General features: G+C 50.8%; 16 protein-coding genes. 12 read left to right on the forward strand and 4 right to left on the reverse strand.

Translation table 11 applies throughout. From position 1 onward, the window contains the following. Nucleotides 1–55 precede the first annotated feature (55 nt). Together silS and silR are read right to left on the reverse strand one after the other, a co-directional pair. On the reverse strand, nucleotides 56–1,531 hold the full coding sequence (gene silS, locus ACOT1A_RS19965) for a copper/silver sensor histidine kinase SilS (RefSeq protein WP_023331519.1): 1,476 nt from the start codon (nucleotides 1,529–1,531) through the stop codon (nucleotides 56–58). Next, nucleotides 1,524–2,204 (reverse strand): copper/silver response regulator transcription factor SilR, encoded by a 681-nt coding sequence (silR, locus tag ACOT1A_RS19970; protein WP_023331518.1) that lies wholly within the window; start codon nucleotides 2,202–2,204, stop codon nucleotides 1,524–1,526. The genes silS and silR overlap by 8 nt, the downstream gene beginning before the upstream one ends. A gap of 189 nt (nucleotides 2,205–2,393) precedes the next feature. On the opposite strand from silR, the gene silC reads away from it, so the two are divergent. The 7 genes from silC to ACOT1A_RS20005 all read left to right on the forward strand — a co-directional run bounded on the left by silC (nucleotide 2,394) and on the right by ACOT1A_RS20005 (nucleotide 12,063). Continuing rightward, nucleotides 2,394–3,779, forward strand: a complete 1,386-nt coding sequence (gene silC / locus ACOT1A_RS19975) for a Cu(+)/Ag(+) efflux RND transporter outer membrane channel SilC (RefSeq protein ID WP_023331517.1) — start codon at nucleotides 2,394–2,396, stop codon at nucleotides 3,777–3,779. A gap of 28 nt (nucleotides 3,780–3,807) precedes the next feature. Then, the gene (gene cusF / locus ACOT1A_RS19980; RefSeq protein WP_001246153.1) at nucleotides 3,808–4,161 is read left to right on the forward strand and encodes a cation efflux system protein CusF; all 354 of its coding nucleotides are present in this window, start codon (nucleotides 3,808–3,810) and stop codon (nucleotides 4,159–4,161) included. Between the two features lie 113 nt (nucleotides 4,162–4,274). After that, the gene (gene silB / locus ACOT1A_RS19985) at nucleotides 4,275–5,567 is read left to right on the forward strand and encodes a Cu(+)/Ag(+) efflux RND transporter periplasmic adaptor subunit SilB (RefSeq protein WP_013087116.1); all 1,293 of its coding nucleotides are present in this window, start codon (nucleotides 4,275–4,277) and stop codon (nucleotides 5,565–5,567) included. A gap of 10 nt (nucleotides 5,568–5,577) precedes the next feature. Continuing rightward, the gene (silA, locus tag ACOT1A_RS19990; RefSeq protein WP_044865875.1) at nucleotides 5,578–8,724 is read left to right on the forward strand and encodes a Cu(+)/Ag(+) efflux RND transporter permease subunit SilA; all 3,147 of its coding nucleotides are present in this window, start codon (nucleotides 5,578–5,580) and stop codon (nucleotides 8,722–8,724) included. An 86-nt stretch (nucleotides 8,725–8,810) separates the two neighbouring features. Then, nucleotides 8,811–9,251 (forward strand): DUF411 domain-containing protein, encoded by a 441-nt coding sequence (locus ACOT1A_RS19995; protein WP_000758228.1) that lies wholly within the window; start codon nucleotides 8,811–8,813, stop codon nucleotides 9,249–9,251. 126 nt (nucleotides 9,252–9,377) lie between these two features. Continuing rightward, nucleotides 9,378–11,825 carry an Ag(+)-translocating P-type ATPase SilP gene (gene silP, locus ACOT1A_RS20000; RefSeq protein ID WP_058677622.1) on the forward strand — a complete coding sequence of 816 codons (2,448 nt, stop codon included), beginning with the start codon at nucleotides 9,378–9,380 and terminating at the stop codon, nucleotides 11,823–11,825. 40 nt (nucleotides 11,826–11,865) lie between these two features. Continuing rightward, nucleotides 11,866–12,063, forward strand: coding sequence for a DUF2933 domain-containing protein (locus tag ACOT1A_RS20005; protein WP_000843494.1), 198 nt, complete (start codon nucleotides 11,866–11,868; stop codon nucleotides 12,061–12,063). A gap of 33 nt (nucleotides 12,064–12,096) precedes the next feature. On the opposite strand, the gene ACOT1A_RS20010 is transcribed toward ACOT1A_RS20005, so the two are convergent. Both ACOT1A_RS20010 and ACOT1A_RS20015 read right to left on the reverse strand, forming a co-directional pair. Beyond that, nucleotides 12,097–12,834, reverse strand: a complete 738-nt coding sequence (locus ACOT1A_RS20010; protein ID WP_044865871.1) for a peptidoglycan DD-metalloendopeptidase family protein — start codon at nucleotides 12,832–12,834, stop codon at nucleotides 12,097–12,099. A gap of 288 nt (nucleotides 12,835–13,122) precedes the next feature. After that, nucleotides 13,123–13,572 (reverse strand): copper resistance protein, encoded by a 450-nt coding sequence (locus ACOT1A_RS20015; protein ID WP_001023257.1) that lies wholly within the window; start codon nucleotides 13,570–13,572, stop codon nucleotides 13,123–13,125. A gap of 234 nt (nucleotides 13,573–13,806) precedes the next feature. Here ACOT1A_RS20015 and pcoA point away from each other — a divergent pair, with 234 nt between their 5' ends. From pcoA to pcoR, 5 genes are read left to right on the forward strand one after another with little or no spacing between them, the layout of a single operon-like run. Further along, entirely contained in the window at nucleotides 13,807–15,624 is a 1,818-nt protein-coding gene (gene pcoA / locus ACOT1A_RS20020) for a multicopper oxidase PcoA (RefSeq protein WP_000925242.1), read from the forward strand. A gap of 5 nt (nucleotides 15,625–15,629) precedes the next feature. After that, nucleotides 15,630–16,520, forward strand: coding sequence for a copper resistance outer membrane transporter PcoB (gene pcoB, locus ACOT1A_RS20025; protein WP_001378118.1), 891 nt, complete (start codon nucleotides 15,630–15,632; stop codon nucleotides 16,518–16,520). A 39-nt stretch (nucleotides 16,521–16,559) separates the two neighbouring features. Beyond that, nucleotides 16,560–16,940 (forward strand): copper resistance system metallochaperone PcoC, encoded by a 381-nt coding sequence (gene pcoC / locus ACOT1A_RS20030; RefSeq protein WP_000025662.1) that lies wholly within the window; start codon nucleotides 16,560–16,562, stop codon nucleotides 16,938–16,940. 55 nt (nucleotides 16,941–16,995) lie between these two features. Next, on the forward strand, nucleotides 16,996–17,874 hold the full coding sequence (pcoD, locus tag ACOT1A_RS20035) for a copper resistance inner membrane protein PcoD (RefSeq protein WP_229692861.1): 879 nt from the start codon (nucleotides 16,996–16,998) through the stop codon (nucleotides 17,872–17,874). A 54-nt stretch (nucleotides 17,875–17,928) separates the two neighbouring features. Continuing rightward, nucleotides 17,929–18,609, forward strand: a complete 681-nt coding sequence (pcoR, locus tag ACOT1A_RS20040) for a copper response regulator transcription factor PcoR (protein WP_001188930.1) — start codon at nucleotides 17,929–17,931, stop codon at nucleotides 18,607–18,609. The last annotated feature ends 127 nt before the right edge of the window (nucleotides 18,610–18,736 follow it).

The raw sequence follows: 18,736 nt of genomic DNA on the forward strand, positions 1-18,736 counted from the left end.
CTTCTGTTTGCTGCATGACAGGCTAATGACATCTTTGTCATTTAAATCTTTATTCTCAGCATTGGATTTCCGGGATCATTTTCTCCAGTCTGGGCACGGATAAGATAAAACGCGTGGAGCGTACGTCCGATTCCACCCGCACTCTTCCGTGATGTGCTTCCACGATTGACTTTACAATCGCAAGGCCGATGCCGCTGCCTTCTCCTTTTCGTTGTCTGGACGGATCCACCCGATAAAAACGGTCAAAAAGCCTTAATAAATGTTCTTCAGGGATTGGTTTCCCCGGATTTTCAATCACAAGGTCAAAAAAACTCTCCTGCTCTCTTATTGAGACGGTGATGGCCTGTCCCTCCGGGGTATAACGCAGGGCATTGGATAACAGATTATTGATCGCTCTTCTGAACATTTGTGGATCTCCCTCAACCAGGCAGGGCATTCCGTTAAATTTGAGCGTGATATTGCGTTCTTCGGCCCAGGCTTCGAAAAACTCGAAGACTTTCATGACTTCTGCTCTGAGGTCAAACCGGACCCTGTCAGGTATCAGCTGATTATTGTCCGCCTGCGCCAGAAACAGCATGTCGCTGACCATTTTGGTCATCCGGTTATACTCTTCAAGACTGGAGTAGAGGACATCCTCAAGTTCCTTCTGGGTTCGATCCTGACTCAGTGCGATTTCAGTCTGCGTCACCAGATTGGTGATGGGCGTTCTGATCTCGTGCGCGATATCGGCAGAGAAATTGGCCTGGCGGGTAAAGACATCCTCAATCTTTCCAATCATATGATTGAACGAGATAACCAGCTGCTCCAGCTCAATGGGAACGCGTGTCGGTTCCAGCCGCGCATCAAGATTCTCGGAGGTGATGTTTTTAATGGCATTGCTGACATTACGAAGGGGCAGGTGCCCCTGACGGACAGCGATGCGAATGATCAGAACAATCAGCAGGCTTATCACGACGGCGATCGCAATCAGATTTTTTTTCAGCGCATCGAGGTAATGGAGATGGAAATTAATGGAGAGGCCAGTCAGCATGACATAGTTCTGCTGTTTGCCCTGAAATATCGCCTGGCCAGAGGAGGCGATAATCCGGTATGTTTCCATCTTCATTTCAGACCCGGTATCCATCGGTCTCGCAGGATCCTCCACCGTCCAGAGAAAGACATCCCGTGCGCGGCTGTGCTCGCTAAAATCTGCGGAATTCACGGCCGGGCGTAGTGCCGCCCCCTGCGCTGAACTAAAGAGCACTTCCCCCCTGGGATTGAGGAGCAAAAGGGCAACGTTGCGGTAGCTGGCAATCGACTCCTTTATTTTGCTTACTTTTTTTTCATCCGGATCCACCGGGGACTGCAGTATACGGTTCAGGGTAGTGCTGATTTGTTGAAGATCGCTGACATCCTGCTCGGCAAAATGATTTTCAACAGAATGCAGCATAAACCAGGTGAAGGCGATAAAAGCCAGTATCGTGGACAGGCTGATAAAAAAGGTCAGCCGCAGGGCGAGTGAGAAAGGGCGCCTGGAAGGTTTGCTATGCATCCGGGGCCTCCAGCATATAGCCCACGCCCCGGACAGTCTGGATCAGCTTTGTCCCGTAATCGTTGTCTATTTTAGCGCGGAGTCGCTTTACGGCGACATCAATCGCGTTAGTGTCGCTGTCAAAATTCATGTCCCAGACCTGAGAGGCAATCAGGGAGCGGGGAAGAACCTCGCCCTGATGCCGAATGAAAAATTCCAGCAGGCTGAACTCTTTACTGGTGAGCACAATGCGGTTTCCGGCGCGACTGACTTTTCTGGATACGAGATCCATCGAGAGATCAGCCACCTTCAACTGGCTTTCCGTGATCATCGTGTTTCCCCGCCTCAGAAGGGTTCTCACCCGGGCCAGCAGTTCGGCAAACGCAAAGGGTTTAACCAGATAATCGTCCGCACCCAGTTCCAGTCCTTTGACCCTGTGTTCGATCGTGCCGAGGGCCGTCAGCAGTAAGACCGGCATACCCTTTCCGGCAGTGCGCAGCATGCGGATGATATCCCAGCCGTTCACATCAGGCAGCATGATGTCCAGAATGACTAAATCATACTCGGCTGTCATGGCGAGATGATATCCGGTAAGACCATTATCAGCGTGATCCACTACGAACCCTGCCTCTGTAAGCCCTTTGCTGAGATATTCACCTGTTTTAATTTCGTCTTCGACGATCAATATTTTCATCTTGCTCCCCGGCTGGCTGCTAAGGTCATTCTATTGCGCCCACGATCGTTATCAACGGATTACAGCAAAAATGACAACATTGTCATTATCCTGTCACCCGCCAAACAGAGAGCGTTCGGTAAAGTACCCCTATCAATACTCTGGACTTCATTTGAACCATTTACCAGGTCTGCCTGGACGAGAAGCGTTATGTTCAAATTAAAATTACTCAGCATTAGCACGATATTCATCCTGGCCGGTTGTGTCTCTCTGGCTCCTGAATATCAGCGCCCGGCAGCACCGGTACCCCAGCAGTTTTCACTGTCCCGAAACAGCCTGACGCCAGCAGTGAATGGTTATCAGGATACGGGCTGGCGTAACTTTTTTGTCGATCCCCAGGTTACACGGCTGATTACTGAAGCCCTGAATAATAACCGTGATTTGAGAATGGCTGCCCTGAAGGTTGAAGAGGCCCGGGCCCAGTTCAACGTCACGGATGCAGATCGTTATCCCCAGTTGAATGCCTCATCCGGGATCACATACAGCGGTGGCCTGAAAGGCGACAAGCCGACCACACAGGAGTACGACGCGGGTCTGGAACTCAGCTATGAGCTCGATTTTTTCGGCAAACTTAAGAACATGAGTGACGCTGATCGCCAGAACTACTTTGCCAGCGAAGAAGCCCGTCGGGCCGTACACATCCTGCTGGTATCCAACGTTTCACAAAGCTATTTCAGCCAGCAACTGGCGTACGAACAACTCCGTATTGCGCGGGAAACGCTGAAAAATTATCAACAGTCCTATGCTTTCGTTGAGCAGCAGCTCGTGACCGGGAGTACGAACGTTCTGGCGCTTGAACAGGCGAGAGGACAAATCGAAAGTACCCGCGCCGAAATAGCCAAACGAGAAGGCGATCTGGCTCAGGCAAACAATGCCCTGCAACTGGTGCTGGGAACGTACCGCGCACTTCCGTCAGAAAAAGGGATGAAAGGCGGGGAGATAGCACCAGTAAAATTGCCACCAAATCTGTCTTCACAAATTTTGCTGCAGCGACCGGATATTATGGAAGCGGAATATCAGCTGAAAGCGGCTGATGCCAATATTGGCGCAGCGCGAGCGGCCTTTTTCCCCTCCATTACCCTGACCAGTGGTCTTTCCGCAAGCAGTACGGAGCTGTCCAGCCTGTTTACGTCAGGAAGTGGAATGTGGAATTTTATCCCTAAAATTGAAATTCCTATATTTAATGCTGGCAGGAATAAAGCCAATCTGAAGCTGGCTGAAATTCGCCAGCAACAGTCGGTGGTTAATTACGAACAAAAAATTCAGTCAGCCTTTAAGGATGTTTCCGACACGCTTGCGCTGCGCGACAGCCTTAGCCAGCAACTTGAGTCACAGCAGCGTTATCTTGATTCACTTCAGATAACTCTCCAGCGTGCCAGAGGATTGTATGCAAGTGGTGCTGTCAGTTACATCGAAGTGCTGGATGCAGAACGTTCCCTCTTCGCTACGCAGCAAACCATTCTCGATCTTACCTATTCCCGACAGGTTAACGAAATTAATCTGTTTACCGCGCTGGGTGGCGGTTGGGTAGAGTAAATTTATTTAATTAATCAGGAAATTAAAAATGCGTAATTCACTTAAAGCCGTTTTATTTGGTGCCTTCTCTGTCATGTTCTCTGCCGGTCTTCATGCTGAAACACATCAGCATGGCGATATGAATGCTGCCAGTGATGCTTCGGTACAGCAGGTTATCAAGGGCACCGGTGTCGTTAAAGACATTGATATGAATAGTAAAAAAATCACCATTTCGCACGAAGCAATCCCTGCGGTGGGCTGGCCTGCAATGACCATGCGCTTCACTTTTGTTAATGCAGACGACGCTATCAATGCCCTGAAAACCGGCAACCATGTCGATTTCTCGTTTATTCAGCAGGGCAATATCTCCTTACTCAAAAGCATTAACGTGACGCAATCCTGATTAACAGTCCGGAGCGAATACATCCAGTGCGCCTGAACATTCATTAAGGGATTACTGTGAATGAATGATCGGGCGCATATGCCAGGTGTTTTGATTTTTCAGCGAGAAATTGTATGGCTTCTTTAAAGATAAAATATGCTGCAATAATTATCAGCAGCCTCATAGCAGGAGGGCTGATATCGGTTACTGCCTGGCAGTATGTAAACTCATCACAAAAAACAGTACAAACAGAACAAAAGGCACCGGAGAAAAAGGTACTTTTCTGGTATGACCCGATGAAACCGGATACCAAATTTGATAAACCCGGAAAATCGCCCTTTATGGATATGGACCTGGTGCCAAAATATGCTGATGAAAGTGGCGATAAAAGCAGTGGCGGGATCCGTATCGACCCAACCCAGGTTCAGAATCTGGGATTAAAAACGCAAAAAGTCACGCGAGGAATGCTGAATTATTCTCAGACAATCCCGGCTAATGTCAGTTACAACGAGTATCAGTTTGTCATTGTGCAGGCGCGTTCTGACGGTTTCGTCGAAAAAGTGTATCCCCTGACGATTGGCGATCATGTGAAGAAAGGCACGCCGCTTATCGATATCACCATTCCTGAATGGGTTGAGGCACAAAGTGAGTTCCTGCTGTTATCCGGTACAGGCGGTACGCCAACCCAGATAAAAGGGGTTCTGGAGCGACTTCGTCTGGCTGGTATGCCGGAAGAGGATATTCAAAGGCTGCGTACAACCCGCACCATCCAGACCCGTTTTACCATTAAAGCACCTATTGATGGCGTCATTACTGCATTTGACCTGCGCACCGGCATGAATATTTCGAAAGATAAGGTGGTGGCTCAGATTCAGGGAATGGACCCGGTCTGGATCAGCGCTGCAGTGCCAGAATCTATCGCCTATCTGCTGAAAGATACGTCGCAGTTTGAAATTTCGGTACCGGCTTATCCGGATAAAACATTCCATGTCGAAAAATGGAACATTCTTCCCAGCGTGGATCAGACAACCCGTACGCTTCAGGTCCGTCTCCAGGTTTCTAATAAGGATGAGTTTCTCAAGCCGGGCATGAATGCCTATCTGAAACTGAATACCAGGAGCCAGGAGATGCTGCTGATACCAAGCCAGGCCGTTATCGATACCGGCAAAGAACAGCGCGTGATTACTGTTGATGATGAAGGCAAGTTTGTGCCGAAACAGATCCACGTTCTGCATGAGTCACAGCAACAGTCCGGCATCGGCTCCGGCCTGAATGAAGGCGATACCGTGGTGGTCAGTGGCCTGTTCCTCATTGACTCTGAAGCCAATATTACGGGCGCACTGGAACGTATGCGCCACCCTGAAAAAACAGAAAGCAGTATGCCAGCAATGTCTGACCAGCCTGTAAATATGCATTCAGGGCACTGAGGAGACGACGATGATTGAATGGATTATCCGGCGCTCTGTCGCCAACCGTTTCCTGGTCATGATGGGGGCCCTGTTTCTCAGCATCTGGGGCACATGGACGATTATTAACACGCCTGTCGATGCCTTGCCTGACCTGTCAGATGTGCAGGTCATTATCAAAACCAGCTATCCCGGCCAGGCCCCGCAGATTGTAGAAAACCAGGTCACCTATCCACTTACCACCACCATGCTGTCCGTGCCTGGCGCAAAAACCGTGCGTGGTTTTTCACAGTTCGGTGATTCGTATGTGTATGTCATTTTTGAAGACGGCACCGATCTGTACTGGGCCCGTTCCCGCGTGCTGGAGTACCTGAACCAGGTACAGGGAAAACTGCCCGCCGGTGTGAGTTCTGAAATCGGTCCGGACGCCACGGGGGTGGGCTGGATATTTGAATATGCCCTTGTCGATCGCAGCGGAAAACACGACCTTTCAGAACTGCGTTCTCTGCAGGACTGGTTCCTGAAATTTGAGCTGAAAACCATCCCGAACGTGGCTGAGGTCGCTTCGGTTGGCGGCGTGGTGAAACAGTACCAGATTCAGGTCAATCCGGTAAAACTGTCTCAGTATGGTATCAGCCTGCCCGAAGTGAAACAGGCCCTTGAATCGTCTAACCAGGAGGCCGGTGGCTCATCCGTTGAAATGGCCGAAGCTGAGTATATGGTCCGTGCCAGCGGTTATCTTCAGAGCATTGATGATTTTAATAACATCGTCCTGAAAACAGGCGAGAACGGCGTGCCGGTTTATCTGCGGGATGTTGCCCGCGTGCAGACCGGGCCTGAAATGCGGCGTGGTATTGCCGAGCTGAACGGCCAGGGCGAAGTCGCTGGCGGCGTGGTGATCCTGCGGTCGGGTAAAAATGCACGCGACGTTATCACGGCAGTGAGGGATAAACTTGAGACGCTGAAGGCCAGCCTGCCGGAAGGCGTTGAAATCGTGACCACCTACGATCGCAGCCAGCTCATCGACCGGGCGATTGATAACCTCAGTTCCAAACTTCTGGAAGAGTTTATCGTGGTGGCCATCGTCTGTGCCCTGTTCCTGTGGCACGTACGTTCTGCCCTGGTGGCGATTATCTCTCTGCCGCTTGGTCTGTGTATCGCCTTTATCGTCATGCACTTCCAGGGACTGAACGCCAATATCATGTCGCTGGGAGGGATAGCGATTGCCGTCGGTGCGATGGTGGATGCCGCCATTGTGATGATTGAGAATGCGCATAAGCGGCTTGAGGAGTGGGATCATCAGCATCCGGGTGAGCAGATTGACAACGCCACCCGCTGGAAGGTGATTACCGATGCCTCCGTTGAAGTGGGACCCGCACTGTTTATCAGCCTGCTGATCATCACCCTGTCCTTTATTCCTATCTTTACCCTGGAAGGTCAGGAAGGACGTCTGTTTGGCCCGCTGGCATTCACGAAAACGTACTCCATGGCGGGCGCGGCCGCGCTGGCCATCATCGTCATTCCGATTCTGATGGGATTCTGGATCCGGGGGAAAATTCCTGCAGAGACCAGTAACCCCCTGAACCGGGTACTGATCAAAGCGTATCATCCATTGCTGTTGCGGGTTCTCCACTGGCCAAAAACAACCCTGCTGGTTGCGGCCTTGTCCATTTTCACCGTTATCTGGCCGCTGAGCCAGGTGGGCGGTGAGTTTCTGCCGAAGATTAACGAGGGCGACCTGTTGTATATGCCGTCGACCCTGCCGGGTGTCTCTCCGGCTGAAGCTGCAGCGCTCCTGCAGACGACGGACAAGTTAATCAAAAGCGTTCCTGAAGTGGCCTCTGTATTTGGCAAGACCGGTAAAGCAGAGACCGCCACGGATTCCGCACCGCTCGAAATGGTTGAAACCACGATCCAGCTCAAACCTGAGGATCAGTGGCGTCCAGGCATGACGATTGACAAGATTATTGAAGAACTCGACAGGACCGTCCGTTTACCGGGGCTGGCAAACCTCTGGGTGCCGCCAATCCGTAACCGTATTGATATGCTCTCAACCGGGATCAAAAGCCCGATAGGTATCAAAGTGTCCGGGACTGTTCTGTCGGATATCGACGCGACGGCGCAGAGTATCGAGGCGGTAACCAAAACGGTACCGGGTGTGGTGTCTGTCCTGGCTGAGCGACTGGAAGGTGGACGTTACATTGATGTGGACATTAACCGGGAAAAAGCTTCCCGGTACGGGATGACAGTAGGTGATGTCCAGCTGTTCGTCTCATCAGCCATCGGCGGTGCGACGGTAGGGGAAACGGTGGAAGGCGTGGCCCGGTACCCTATTAACATTCGTTACCCACAGGATTACCGCAACAGTCCGCAGGCGCTGAAACAGATGCCGATCCTGACCCCGATGAAGCAGCAGATCACACTGGGCGATGTTGCCGATATTAAAGTCGTTTCCGGACCAACCATGCTGAAAACCGAAAATGCCCGGCCAGCCAGCTGGATTTATGTTGATGCCCGCGGCAGGGACATGGTGTCAGTGGTTAACGATATTAAGACGGTCATCAGCGAGAAAGTGAAACTGAGACCGGGGACCAGTGTGGCATTCTCAGGACAGTTTGAATTACTCGAGCACGCCAACAAGAAATTAAAACTGATGGTACCGATGACGGTGATGATCATTTTCATCCTGTTATATCTGGCATTTCGCCGTGTTGACGAAGCCCTGCTGATTCTGATGAGTCTGCCGTTTGCGTTGATTGGCGGGATATGGTTCCTGTACTGGCAGGGCTTCCATATGTCTGTGGCGACCGGAACCGGATTTATCGCCCTGGCCGGGGTGGCAGCAGAGTTTGGCGTGGTCATGCTGATGTATCTGCGTCATGCCATTGAAGCGCACCCGGAATTGTCCCGTAAAGAGACGTTCACACCGGAAGGCCTTGATGAAGCCCTCTATCATGGTGCCGTACTGCGTGTCCGGCCGAAAGCCATGACCGTGGCGGTGATCATTGCGGGTCTGCTGCCAATACTCTGGGGAACCGGTGCAGGTTCAGAAGTCATGAGCCGTATCGCGGCACCCATGATTGGTGGGATGATCACGGCTCCGCTGCTGTCCCTGTTCATTATTCCTGCCGCCTACAAATTAATCTGGCTGCGCAGACATAAAAAAAGCGTGTCCTGAACCTGAAAGGGCACCCCCTGTGGGTGTCCTTCTTTACTGATTCACCCTGACGTCAGGGTTTAAATCGATAATATACAGAGGTGAGTATGAAAAAAGTGGTTCTGATGGCGCTGGCTCTCGGCCTTTCACTGCCCGCGATGGCGAGTGAAAAAGTGATTGATATGTACAAATCTGAAAACTGTGGCTGTTGTTCCCTGTGGGGCAAAGCGATGGAAAAAGACGGGTTTGAAGTACGAACTCACGTCATGAATGATCAGGCGCTGTCAGCCCTGAAAGAAAAGCATGCTATTCCTGCAGGACTGCGAAGTTGTCATACCGCGGTTGCCGGTAATTTGATCATTGAAGGCCATGTGCCTGCGACAACGATACATAAGGCAATGCAGTCTGGTTCAGGTATATACGGTCTCGCCACCCCCGGTATGCCAGCAGGAAGTCCTGGAATGGAGATGGGAGCCCGAAAAGAGGCTTACGATGTTATCGCATTCTCACCGGATGGAAGTAAAAAAGTCTTCCAGCGAATCGAATAGTCAGCGGAACGGCTGATAACGGGACGCCGGCAGCAGGCACTCTTATGCCGGCGGCATTCGTGGTAATCGCATCCATGACATACCCTGAAGACAGAAGATGCTTCGGTATGCATAAGGAGAGTTACTGTGAAAAATGACAATGCAGTGCAACACAACAACCAGACTGCTTCTGAGCAGACATTATCCCCGGACGAGAGCCACGTATTGCATAAGGTGAGAGATCCCGTGTGCGGGATGGCCATCCTGCCCGACAGGGCGCACAGCAGCATTCGATACCAGGACCATCAGCTTTATTTCTGCTCCGCCAGCTGTGAGAGTAAATTTAAAGCCCATCCCGATCGTTATCTTACCGAAGATGCCAGTGAACATTCCCATCACCATCACCACGATCATCACGAAGTCAGCCCTGATCAGATAAAACAGCCTCACCACCAGGCGGAGAAAGAGAATTCTGAAGGTGTGTGGACATGTCCGATGCACCCGGAGATACGCCGCAGTGGTCCCGGAAGCTGTCCTGTCTGTGGAATGGCACTGGAGCCGCTCGTAGCTACGGCATCCACGGGGCCAAGTGATGAACTTCGCGACATGACAAGACGCTTCTGGCTGGGGTTGTTGCTGGCGTTTCCGGTTCTGGTACTCGAAATGGGATCTCATCTGTTTCCCGCCTTGAGGAATACAGTACCGCCACAGTACAACACATGGCTGCAGCTGCTTCTGGCCTCTCCTGTCGTGTTGTGGTGTGGCTGGCCATTCTTCGCCCGGGCCGGAATGTCGTTACGTAACCGCTCCCTGAATATGTTTACCCTTGTTGCAATGGGCACCGGCGTAGCCTGGGTGTACAGCGTCATTGCAACCGTCTTCCCCTCCTGGTTTCCTGCATCGTTCAGAAACATGGATGGCCTGGTGGCCGTTTATTTTGAAGCCGCAGCAGTTATTACGGTGCTTGTTCTGCTGGGACAGGTTCTTGAGCTGCGGGCACGGGAACAAACCTCAGGTGCCATTACTGCACTACTGAATCTTGCCCCCAAAACCGCCAGGCGGCTGGATCATGACGGTCATGAAACGGATATTAATGCGGAAGATGTTCTGCCTGGCGATAAGCTCCGCATCAGACCTGGAGAGAGTATTCCGGTCGACGGTATTGTGATCGAAGGCAAAACAACCGTTGATGAATCGATGGTGACCGGGGAATCTATGCCGGTTACCAAAACGGAGGGTGACCCTGTCATCGGGGGGACCATTAATCAGACAGGGAGTCTCATCATCCGTGCAGAGAAAGTCGGTGATGAAACAATGCTCTCACGAATTGTTCAGATGGTCGCTGATGCACAGCGTTCGCGTGCCCCCATCCAGAGAATGGCTGACAGCGTTTCAGGCTGGTTTGTTCCTCTGGTGATACTTATCGCGGTTGTTGCTTTCGTGATCTGGTCTGTCTGGGGGCCCGAGCCCAGGATGGCGCACGGTCTCATTGCGGCTGTGTCGGTCCTGATTATTGCCTGTCCCTGCGCGCTGGGGCTGGCCACGCCGATGTCGATAATGGTGGGGGTGGGCAAAGGAGCCCAGGCCGGGGTGTTAATCAGGAATGCCGAAGCCCTTGAGCGTCTTGAAAAAGTGGACACGCTGGTTGTCGACAAAACAGGCACGCTCACGGAAGGTTCGCCTACGGTGACAGGGATTATCAGTCTCAATCCGGGTGGGGAAACATCTCTTTTGCGTGTAACAGCCGCAGTGGAAAAAGGCTCGCAGCATCCGCTGGGTATGGCAGTAGTTAAAGCAGCACAGGAAAAGGGGATCGCAATACCCGCAGTCACTCATTTCGATGCACCGTCGGGTAAAGGTGTCTCAGGCGATGTCAAAGGTCAACGGGTTGTTATTGGTAATGAACTGGCTATGCAGGAAAACAGTATCGTTATTGATAATCAAAAGGCCGTTGCGGATACGTTGCGGATGGAAGGCGCTACCGTTATCTATGTGGCCACAGACGGGGACCTTGCAGGCCTGATAGCTATCTCGGATCCCGTGAAAACAACCACGCCGGATGCGCTTAAAGCTTTGCGTCAGGCGGGGATCCGCATTGTTATGCTCACCGGGGATAACCAGCTTACTGCTGAAGCAGTCGCACGGAAACTGGGAATAGATGAGGTTGAAGCCGGAATTCTGCCGGATGGCAAAAAAGCAGTGATAACCCGACTGAAAGCGTCTGGCCATGTGGTTGCGATGGCCGGAGACGGTGTGAATGATGCCCCGGCGCTGGCAGCGGCTGACGTGGGTATAGCCATGGGAACGGGTACAGATGTGGCAATTGAAAGTGCCGGAGTCACCCTTCTCAAAGGCGACTTGATGATACTGAACAGGGCCCGTCATCTGTCAGAGATCACCATGAAAAATATCCGTCAGAATCTGTTTTTTGCATTTATCTACAACGCACTTGGCGTGCCTGTGGCTGCAGGTCTGCTTTATCCTGTGTATGGAATACTGCTGTCGCCAGTTATTGCGGCGGCGGCCATGGCTCTTTCCTCCGTCAGCGTCATTGTGAATGCGTTGCGTCTGAAAAGTGTCAGGCTCGGGAAATAACACTGAGTGAAGGGTCAGTTACGAACAGAAGGAGTCCAGTATGAAAAGTACCACCTATGCGCTTATTGCTGTCGCCGCGATTGCGGCATTTGCTCTCCTGCGCGAACACTGGTCACATGTGGCAGGTTACTGGCCATATCTGTTATTGCTGGTCTGCCCGCTAATGCATCTTTTCCACGGCCACGGAGGGCATGGAGATCATCAACATCACGGAAGTGAAAACGATAAAAAAAATTAATCCGGCAGACGGGGCCGCGTCGCGGTCCCGTTATCAGTCCAGGTATCGTTCGTAGTCTCTGGCATGCGCAAAGGCATGCTGTTCGAGTTTGTTATCAGCGGGTGCCGCTGCCCGGAACGCCAGAGAGTTAACAGAGTTGTTATTGATGACCAGCTCGTAATGCAGATGAGGACCGGATGAACGTCCGCTGTTACCGGATAACGCAATAGCACCTCCCCGTGTAACCCTGGCCCCTTTAGTAACGAGTATTTTATTGAGGTGGAGATAGCGAGTTTTAACACCGGCTTTTCCCGTTACTTCAACAAAATATCCCATGGTACTGTTGTATTCGGCCCGGGTGATTTTTCCGTCGATGACGCTGACTATTTTCGTGTTCATGGGCATGGAATAATCAATGCCATTATGGGGACTCACTTTTCCCGATACCGGGTTAAGTCTTGCAGGATTGAAAGGCGAACTGAGTCTTGCTGTGGCCGGTAACGGATAATCGAGACTGCCTTTCCCGGAAGTATCGGAAAGGTTATAGAACTTTTTATCTGATATACGATACGCCGTGTAATTAAATGAACCGGACGTAAATTTATAGGCCACGACACGTGATTTTCCCGCTTTCTTTTGCAGTACGAGTTTTAATGATTCATTTTTTTTCAAATGCCGCAGATTAAACCGGGAAGGCAAGGAGCGCTGAAGAGTAGCGATCTCGTTCGATTCCAGCCCCGAGCGGGTGGCTGAAAGGTAGGCATTTTCTTTTACGACATCGGTAGAATACATTTACTGGAATTCGCCGTTAGCATGAACACTGCGGCGTATGCTAGGGGTTTTCAGGAGGCGTGTCATCTGTCAGTTAATCGGGAGCACCGTTGATGGTCGTCATTTTTGTAACATATCTTGTTTCCCGTTTGCTCCTGAAGCTCTGGGAACTGTATGACCAGCCCGACGGTGATGATTAACGGGACTGAAACAGGTTACGGCAGAGCAATATGGGGCTCATGTCCTGCTACGTAACCCGTCAGTAAAGCCCTGCTGCGCACCTGACGCTAAGCACTAACCCGCCTGCAGTTACCTGGTCGAATACAGCCCGCGAAGCTTTCTTGCCTGCGTCTGATGTGCTTCCGCACCGGCATTATTGACCTGCTCATGCACGAGAGCGGCTTTTTCTCCGGCATTCAGTTCGTTAAAAGAAGAAGACGAGGTCTTTGAATTTGCATCACTGCCGGACAGCATTTTTTTATGTTCCTCAATCATTTTCTGATGCGCATAGGACGCGCTGTTGTTCATAAATGAATGAGCAACAATGGCCCTTTCATGTTCATTCATTTCAGAGAATGAGGGCGTGTTGTTTTTATTAACCCTGTCCGGTAAGTTTTCATGCGTCGAGGAATTCACATGACTGACGGCTGAGGCATTATTAACAAATCGATGTGCTTCATGGGCAATATCACTGGACTGAGCAAAAGCTGCCCCACAAAATAAAGCTGTAAACGCAGTGGTCGTGATTAATATATTCATGTGTAATTACCTTCTGAGGTACATAAAAGATGTCCTTATGATCATATATAAAAATAATCAACCTGTGGGGAAGATGACGTAAATGTAATACAGCTATGTACATTACACGATTGTAATGAATTTGTTTCTTAAGGTGTGCTAGATTCATTTCATTGTAAGTGGATGAACCAGTAATTTAATTTAAATCGGTTCTCGAATTCTGTCAGTAACCATACTTTAAATAAGGGAATGCGCATGCTGTTGAAAACGTCTCGACGAACTTTCCTGAAGGGGTTAACCCTCTCTGGCGTAGCCGGAAGTCTTGGCGTATGGAGTTTCAATGCGCGTTCCAGTCTGAGCCTGCCAGTTGCCGCATCCCTGCAGGGTACTCAGTTTGACCTGACCATTGGTGAAACGGCCGTCAATATCACGGGCAGTGAGCGTCAGGCCAAAACAATCAATGGAGGCCTGCCGGGGCCCGTTCTTCGCTGGAAAGAAGGTGACACCATTACCCTGAAGGTCAAAAACCGTCTTAATGAACAGACGTCCATTCACTGGCACGGCATTATTCTTCCGGCCAATATGGATGGTGTTCCGGGGCTGAGTTTTATGGGCATAGAGCCTGATGATACCTACGTTTACACCTTTAAGGTTAAGCAGAACGGGACTTACTGGTACCACAGCCATTCCGGTCTGCAGGAACAGGAGGGGGTATACGGTGCCATTATCATCGATGCCAGGGAGCCAGAACCGTTTGCTTACGATCGTGAGCATGTGGTCATGTTGTCTGACTGGACCGATGAAAATCCTCACAGCCTGCTGAAAAAATTAAAAAAACAGTCGGATTACTACAATTTCAATAAACCAACCGTTGGCTCTTTTTTCCGCGACGTGAATACCAGGGGGCTGTCAGCCACCATTGCCGATCGGAAAATGTGGGCTGAAATGAAAATGAATCCGACTGACCTCGCGGATGTCAGTGGCTACACCTACACCTATCTCATGAACGGGCAGGCCCCGCTGAAAAACTGGACCGGACTGTTCCGTCCCGGTGAAAAGATACGCTTACGGTTTATCAACGGCTCGGCAATGACCTATTTCGATATCCGTATCCCCGGGCTGAAAATGACGGTCGTGGCTGCAGATGGCCAGTATGTAAACCCGGTTACCGTTGACGAATTCAGGATTGCCGTTGCCGAAACCTATGATGTCATTGTGGAGCCTCAGGGTGAGGCCTATACCATCTTCGCACAATCCATGGACAGGACCGGTTACGCTCGAGGGACACTGGCCACGAGAGAGGGGTTAAGTGCTGCCGTTCCCCCCCTCGATCCCCGTCCTCTGTTGACCATGGAAGATATGGGTATGGGGGGAATGGGACATGATATGGCAGGAATGGACCACAGCCAGATGGGAGGCATGGATAACAGCGGAGAGATGATGTCTATGGACGGTGCTGACCTTCCGGATAGCGGGACATCCTCCGCGCCCATGGATCACAGCAGCATGGCCGGTATGGATCATTCCCGGATGGCCGGAATGCCGGGTATGCAAAGTCATCCTGCGTCAGAAACGGATAACCCACTGGTTGATATGCAGGCGATGAGCGTCTCTCCGAAATTAAATGATCCGGGTATTGGTCTTCGAAATAACGGAAGAAAGGTTCTCACGTACGCGGATTTGAAAAGCCGCTTTGAGGATCCTGACGGACGTGAACCTGGCCGTACCATAGAACTGCATTTAACCGGCCACATGGAAAAGTTTGCCTGGTCATTTAACGGAATCAAGTTTTCAGATGCCGCACCGGTGCTGCTGAAATACGGTGAGCGGCTCAGGATCACGCTGATCAACGATACCATGATGACTCACCCCATTCACCTGCATGGTATGTGGAGCGATCTGGAAGATGAAAACGGTAATTTCATGGTTCGTAAACACACAATAGATGTTCCCCCTGGTACAAAACGCAGTTACAGAGTGACAGCAGATGCGCTTGGCCGCTGGGCGTATCACTGCCATTTGCTCTATCACATGGAAATGGGAATGTTTCGTGAAGTCCGGGTGGAGGAATGATGCGAATGAAGAGAAATTTGAAGGCCATACCTGTTCTGGTCGCCGGTTTGTTTACCTCACAGCTTTCTATTGCGGCGGGCTCCGTCTCTGCAGATCCCCACGCCGGGCACGACATGTCTGCCATGCAGATGCCAGCAGATGAGAATTTCACTGAGATGACGTCAATGGAGCCCATTGTAACTGAGAGCAGAACGCCAATTCCGCCTGTTACCGATGCCGACCGGAAGGCTGCATTCGGCAATTTACAGGGGCATGCGATTCACGACAGTGCGATTAATTATCTGGTTCTGCTGGATCAACTGGAATGGCAACGGTCGGATAACACCAACAATTTCAGCTGGAGTGTTAACAGCTGGATTGGAGGCGACACAGATCGGATTTGGCTAAAGAGTGAAGGTGAACGAAGCAATGGGGAAACGGAGGCGGCTGAAGCGCAGTTACTCTGGGGACATGCGGTTGGCCCATGGTGGGATTTGGTTGCGGGTGTCAGGCAGGATTTCAGACCTGCTTCTGCCCGGACCTGGGCTGCTGTCGGTTTTCAGGGGCTGGCACTCTATAATTTTGAGTCTGAAATTACGGGTTTTGTCAGTAATGGCGGAAAAGCAGCCCTTCGTCTGGGAGGAGAATACGACGTTTTACTGACTAACCGGCTCATACTCCAGCCATCCTATGAGGTGAATTTCTACAGTCAGGATGATGAATCGCGGGGTCGCGGCAGGGGACTGACTGACACAGAGCTGGGGCTCCGGCTGCGCTATGAAATACGCCGTGAGTTTGCACCCTATATAGGCGTTTCCTGGAATCAACTTTACGGGAAAACATCCGATATGGCGAAAAGAGAAGGTGAGAAAGACCATCAGGTAGTATTCCTGGCGGGAGCCAGAATCTGGTTTTAACGCACTGATATAAAACACTCAACTAAACAGGTAAATAAAATGTCGATTTTAAATAAAGCCATTCTTACAGGTGGCCTCGTTATGGGCGTTGCTTTCTCTGCTATGGCCCATCCGGAATTAAAAAGCTCTGTGCCACAGGCTGATTCAGCCGTAGCGGCCCCGGAAAAGATTCAGCTTAATTTCTCGGAAAATCTGACCGTGAAATTCTCAGGTGCAAAATTAACGATGACGGGTATGAAAGGCATGTCATCACATTCTCCGATGCCGGTCGCGGCAAAAGTGGCGCCAGGCGCTGACCCTAAATCGATGGTCATTATTCCGCGAGAGCCTTTACCCGCTGGCACTTATCGTGTTGACTGGCGCGCGGTTTCTTCAGATACGCACCCTATTACCGGTAATTACACCTTTACAGTGAAGTAATATTATGAACGACCTGATTATGATTGTTATTCGTTTTCTTCTTTATCTGGATTTGATGGTAATATTTGGATTGCCATTTTTTCAGATATATGGAATAAGCGGTGTCAGACATGAAACCTATAACCTGACTAATTTCAGGTCGTTTATAACCTTTGCTGTTGTTACAGGCATCATTCTTACTGGCATTAATATGCTCCTGGTATCTAATGCCATGAGTGGAGTAACTGACCTCAGAGAATTATCCATCCATGTTATCGAGATGGTGATAGAAGAAACTGATGTGGGTATTAGCTGGATTGTCAGGCTCTGTGCCCTGTTTACCACACTCGGTGCTTTGTTCCTTTACACTAATAAGAGAGTATTGTCCTGCCTGCTGATGACGATGAGTGGGGGCGTGGCGCTGGCTACACTTGCCTGGGGAGGACACGCCGTTATGCATGACGGTCTGCATTACTATCTCCATTTACTGAGCGATCTGACCCATCTCGGCGCTGCAGGTGCCTGGACAGGTGCTCTGGTTGCATTTGCTATCCTGCTGATGCGCAGAAACGAGCATAATGCACAGAGCGTCATTGTGATATCTGACTCCCTGGCAAAATTTGCCACGGCAGGAACGGTGATTGTTGTAGCCCTGATCCTGAGTGCGCTGGTCAACTATCTGTATATTGCTGAGGGTAACTTAACGCCCTTATTCAACAGTTCCTGGGGGAGGATATTGCTTGCCAAGACGGCTCTGTTTGTTCTGATGCTTCTTCTGGCTGCAGCAAACCGGTTTCACCTGGGTCCCCGGCTTGAAGTTATGGTCAGGGAAGGGAATTATGATCGCAGCGTTGCCCTGATGCGAAACAGCATCCTGACAGAATTCGTTGTTGCGATTATCATTCTGGGCGCCGTAGCGTGGCTCGGAATGCTTGCTCCGTCTCAGGTCAGCTAGGGGACAGCCAAAGCTCATGCGTGAGATTTTTACTTTCATATCAGCGAGTTGACCATGCAGCGTATTTTAATCGTTGAAGACGAACAAAAAACAGGTCGTTACCTGCAGCAGGGACTGGTTGAGGAAGGCTATCAGGCCGATCTCTTTAATAATGGCCGCGATGGTCTCGGGGCCGCGTCGAAGGGACAGTATGATTTGATAATACTGGACGTGATGCTGCCTTTCCTCGACGGGTGGCAAATCATCAGCGCACTGAGGGAGTCCGGGCACGAAGAACCGGTCCTGTTTTTAACCGCAAAGGACAACGTGCGGGACAAAGTGAAAGGACTGGAGCTTGGCGCAGATGACTACCTGATTAAGCCCTTTGATTTTACGGAGCTGGTTGCACGTGTAAGAACCCTGCTGCGCCGGGCACGCTCGCAGGCCGCAACAGTCTGCACCATCGCCGATATGACCGTTGATATGGTGCGCCGGACCGTGATCCGTTCGGGGAAGAAGATCCATCTCACCGGTAAAGAATACGTTCTGCTTGAGTTGCTGCTGCAACGCACCGGAGAAGTGTTACCCAGGAGTCTTATCTCGTCCCTGGTCTGGAACATGAATTTTGACAGTGATACGAATGTGATTGATGTCGCCGTGAGACGTCTGAGAAGTAAAATTGATGATGACTTTGAGCCAAAACTGATCCATACCGTTCGCGGTGCCGGATATGTCCTGGAGATCAGAGAAGAGTGAGGTTCAAAATTTCCCTGACCACACGCCTGAGCCTGATTTTTTCTGCGGTGATGCTTACGGTATGGTGGTTATCAAGTTTTATCCTGATTAGCACCCTTAATGGCTATTTCGATAATCAGGACCGCGA

Source organism: Enterobacter cloacae complex sp. SYL003, from assembly GCF_049236925.1.
Classification (GTDB): Bacteria; Pseudomonadota; Gammaproteobacteria; order Enterobacterales; family Enterobacteriaceae; genus Enterobacter; species Enterobacter intestinihominis.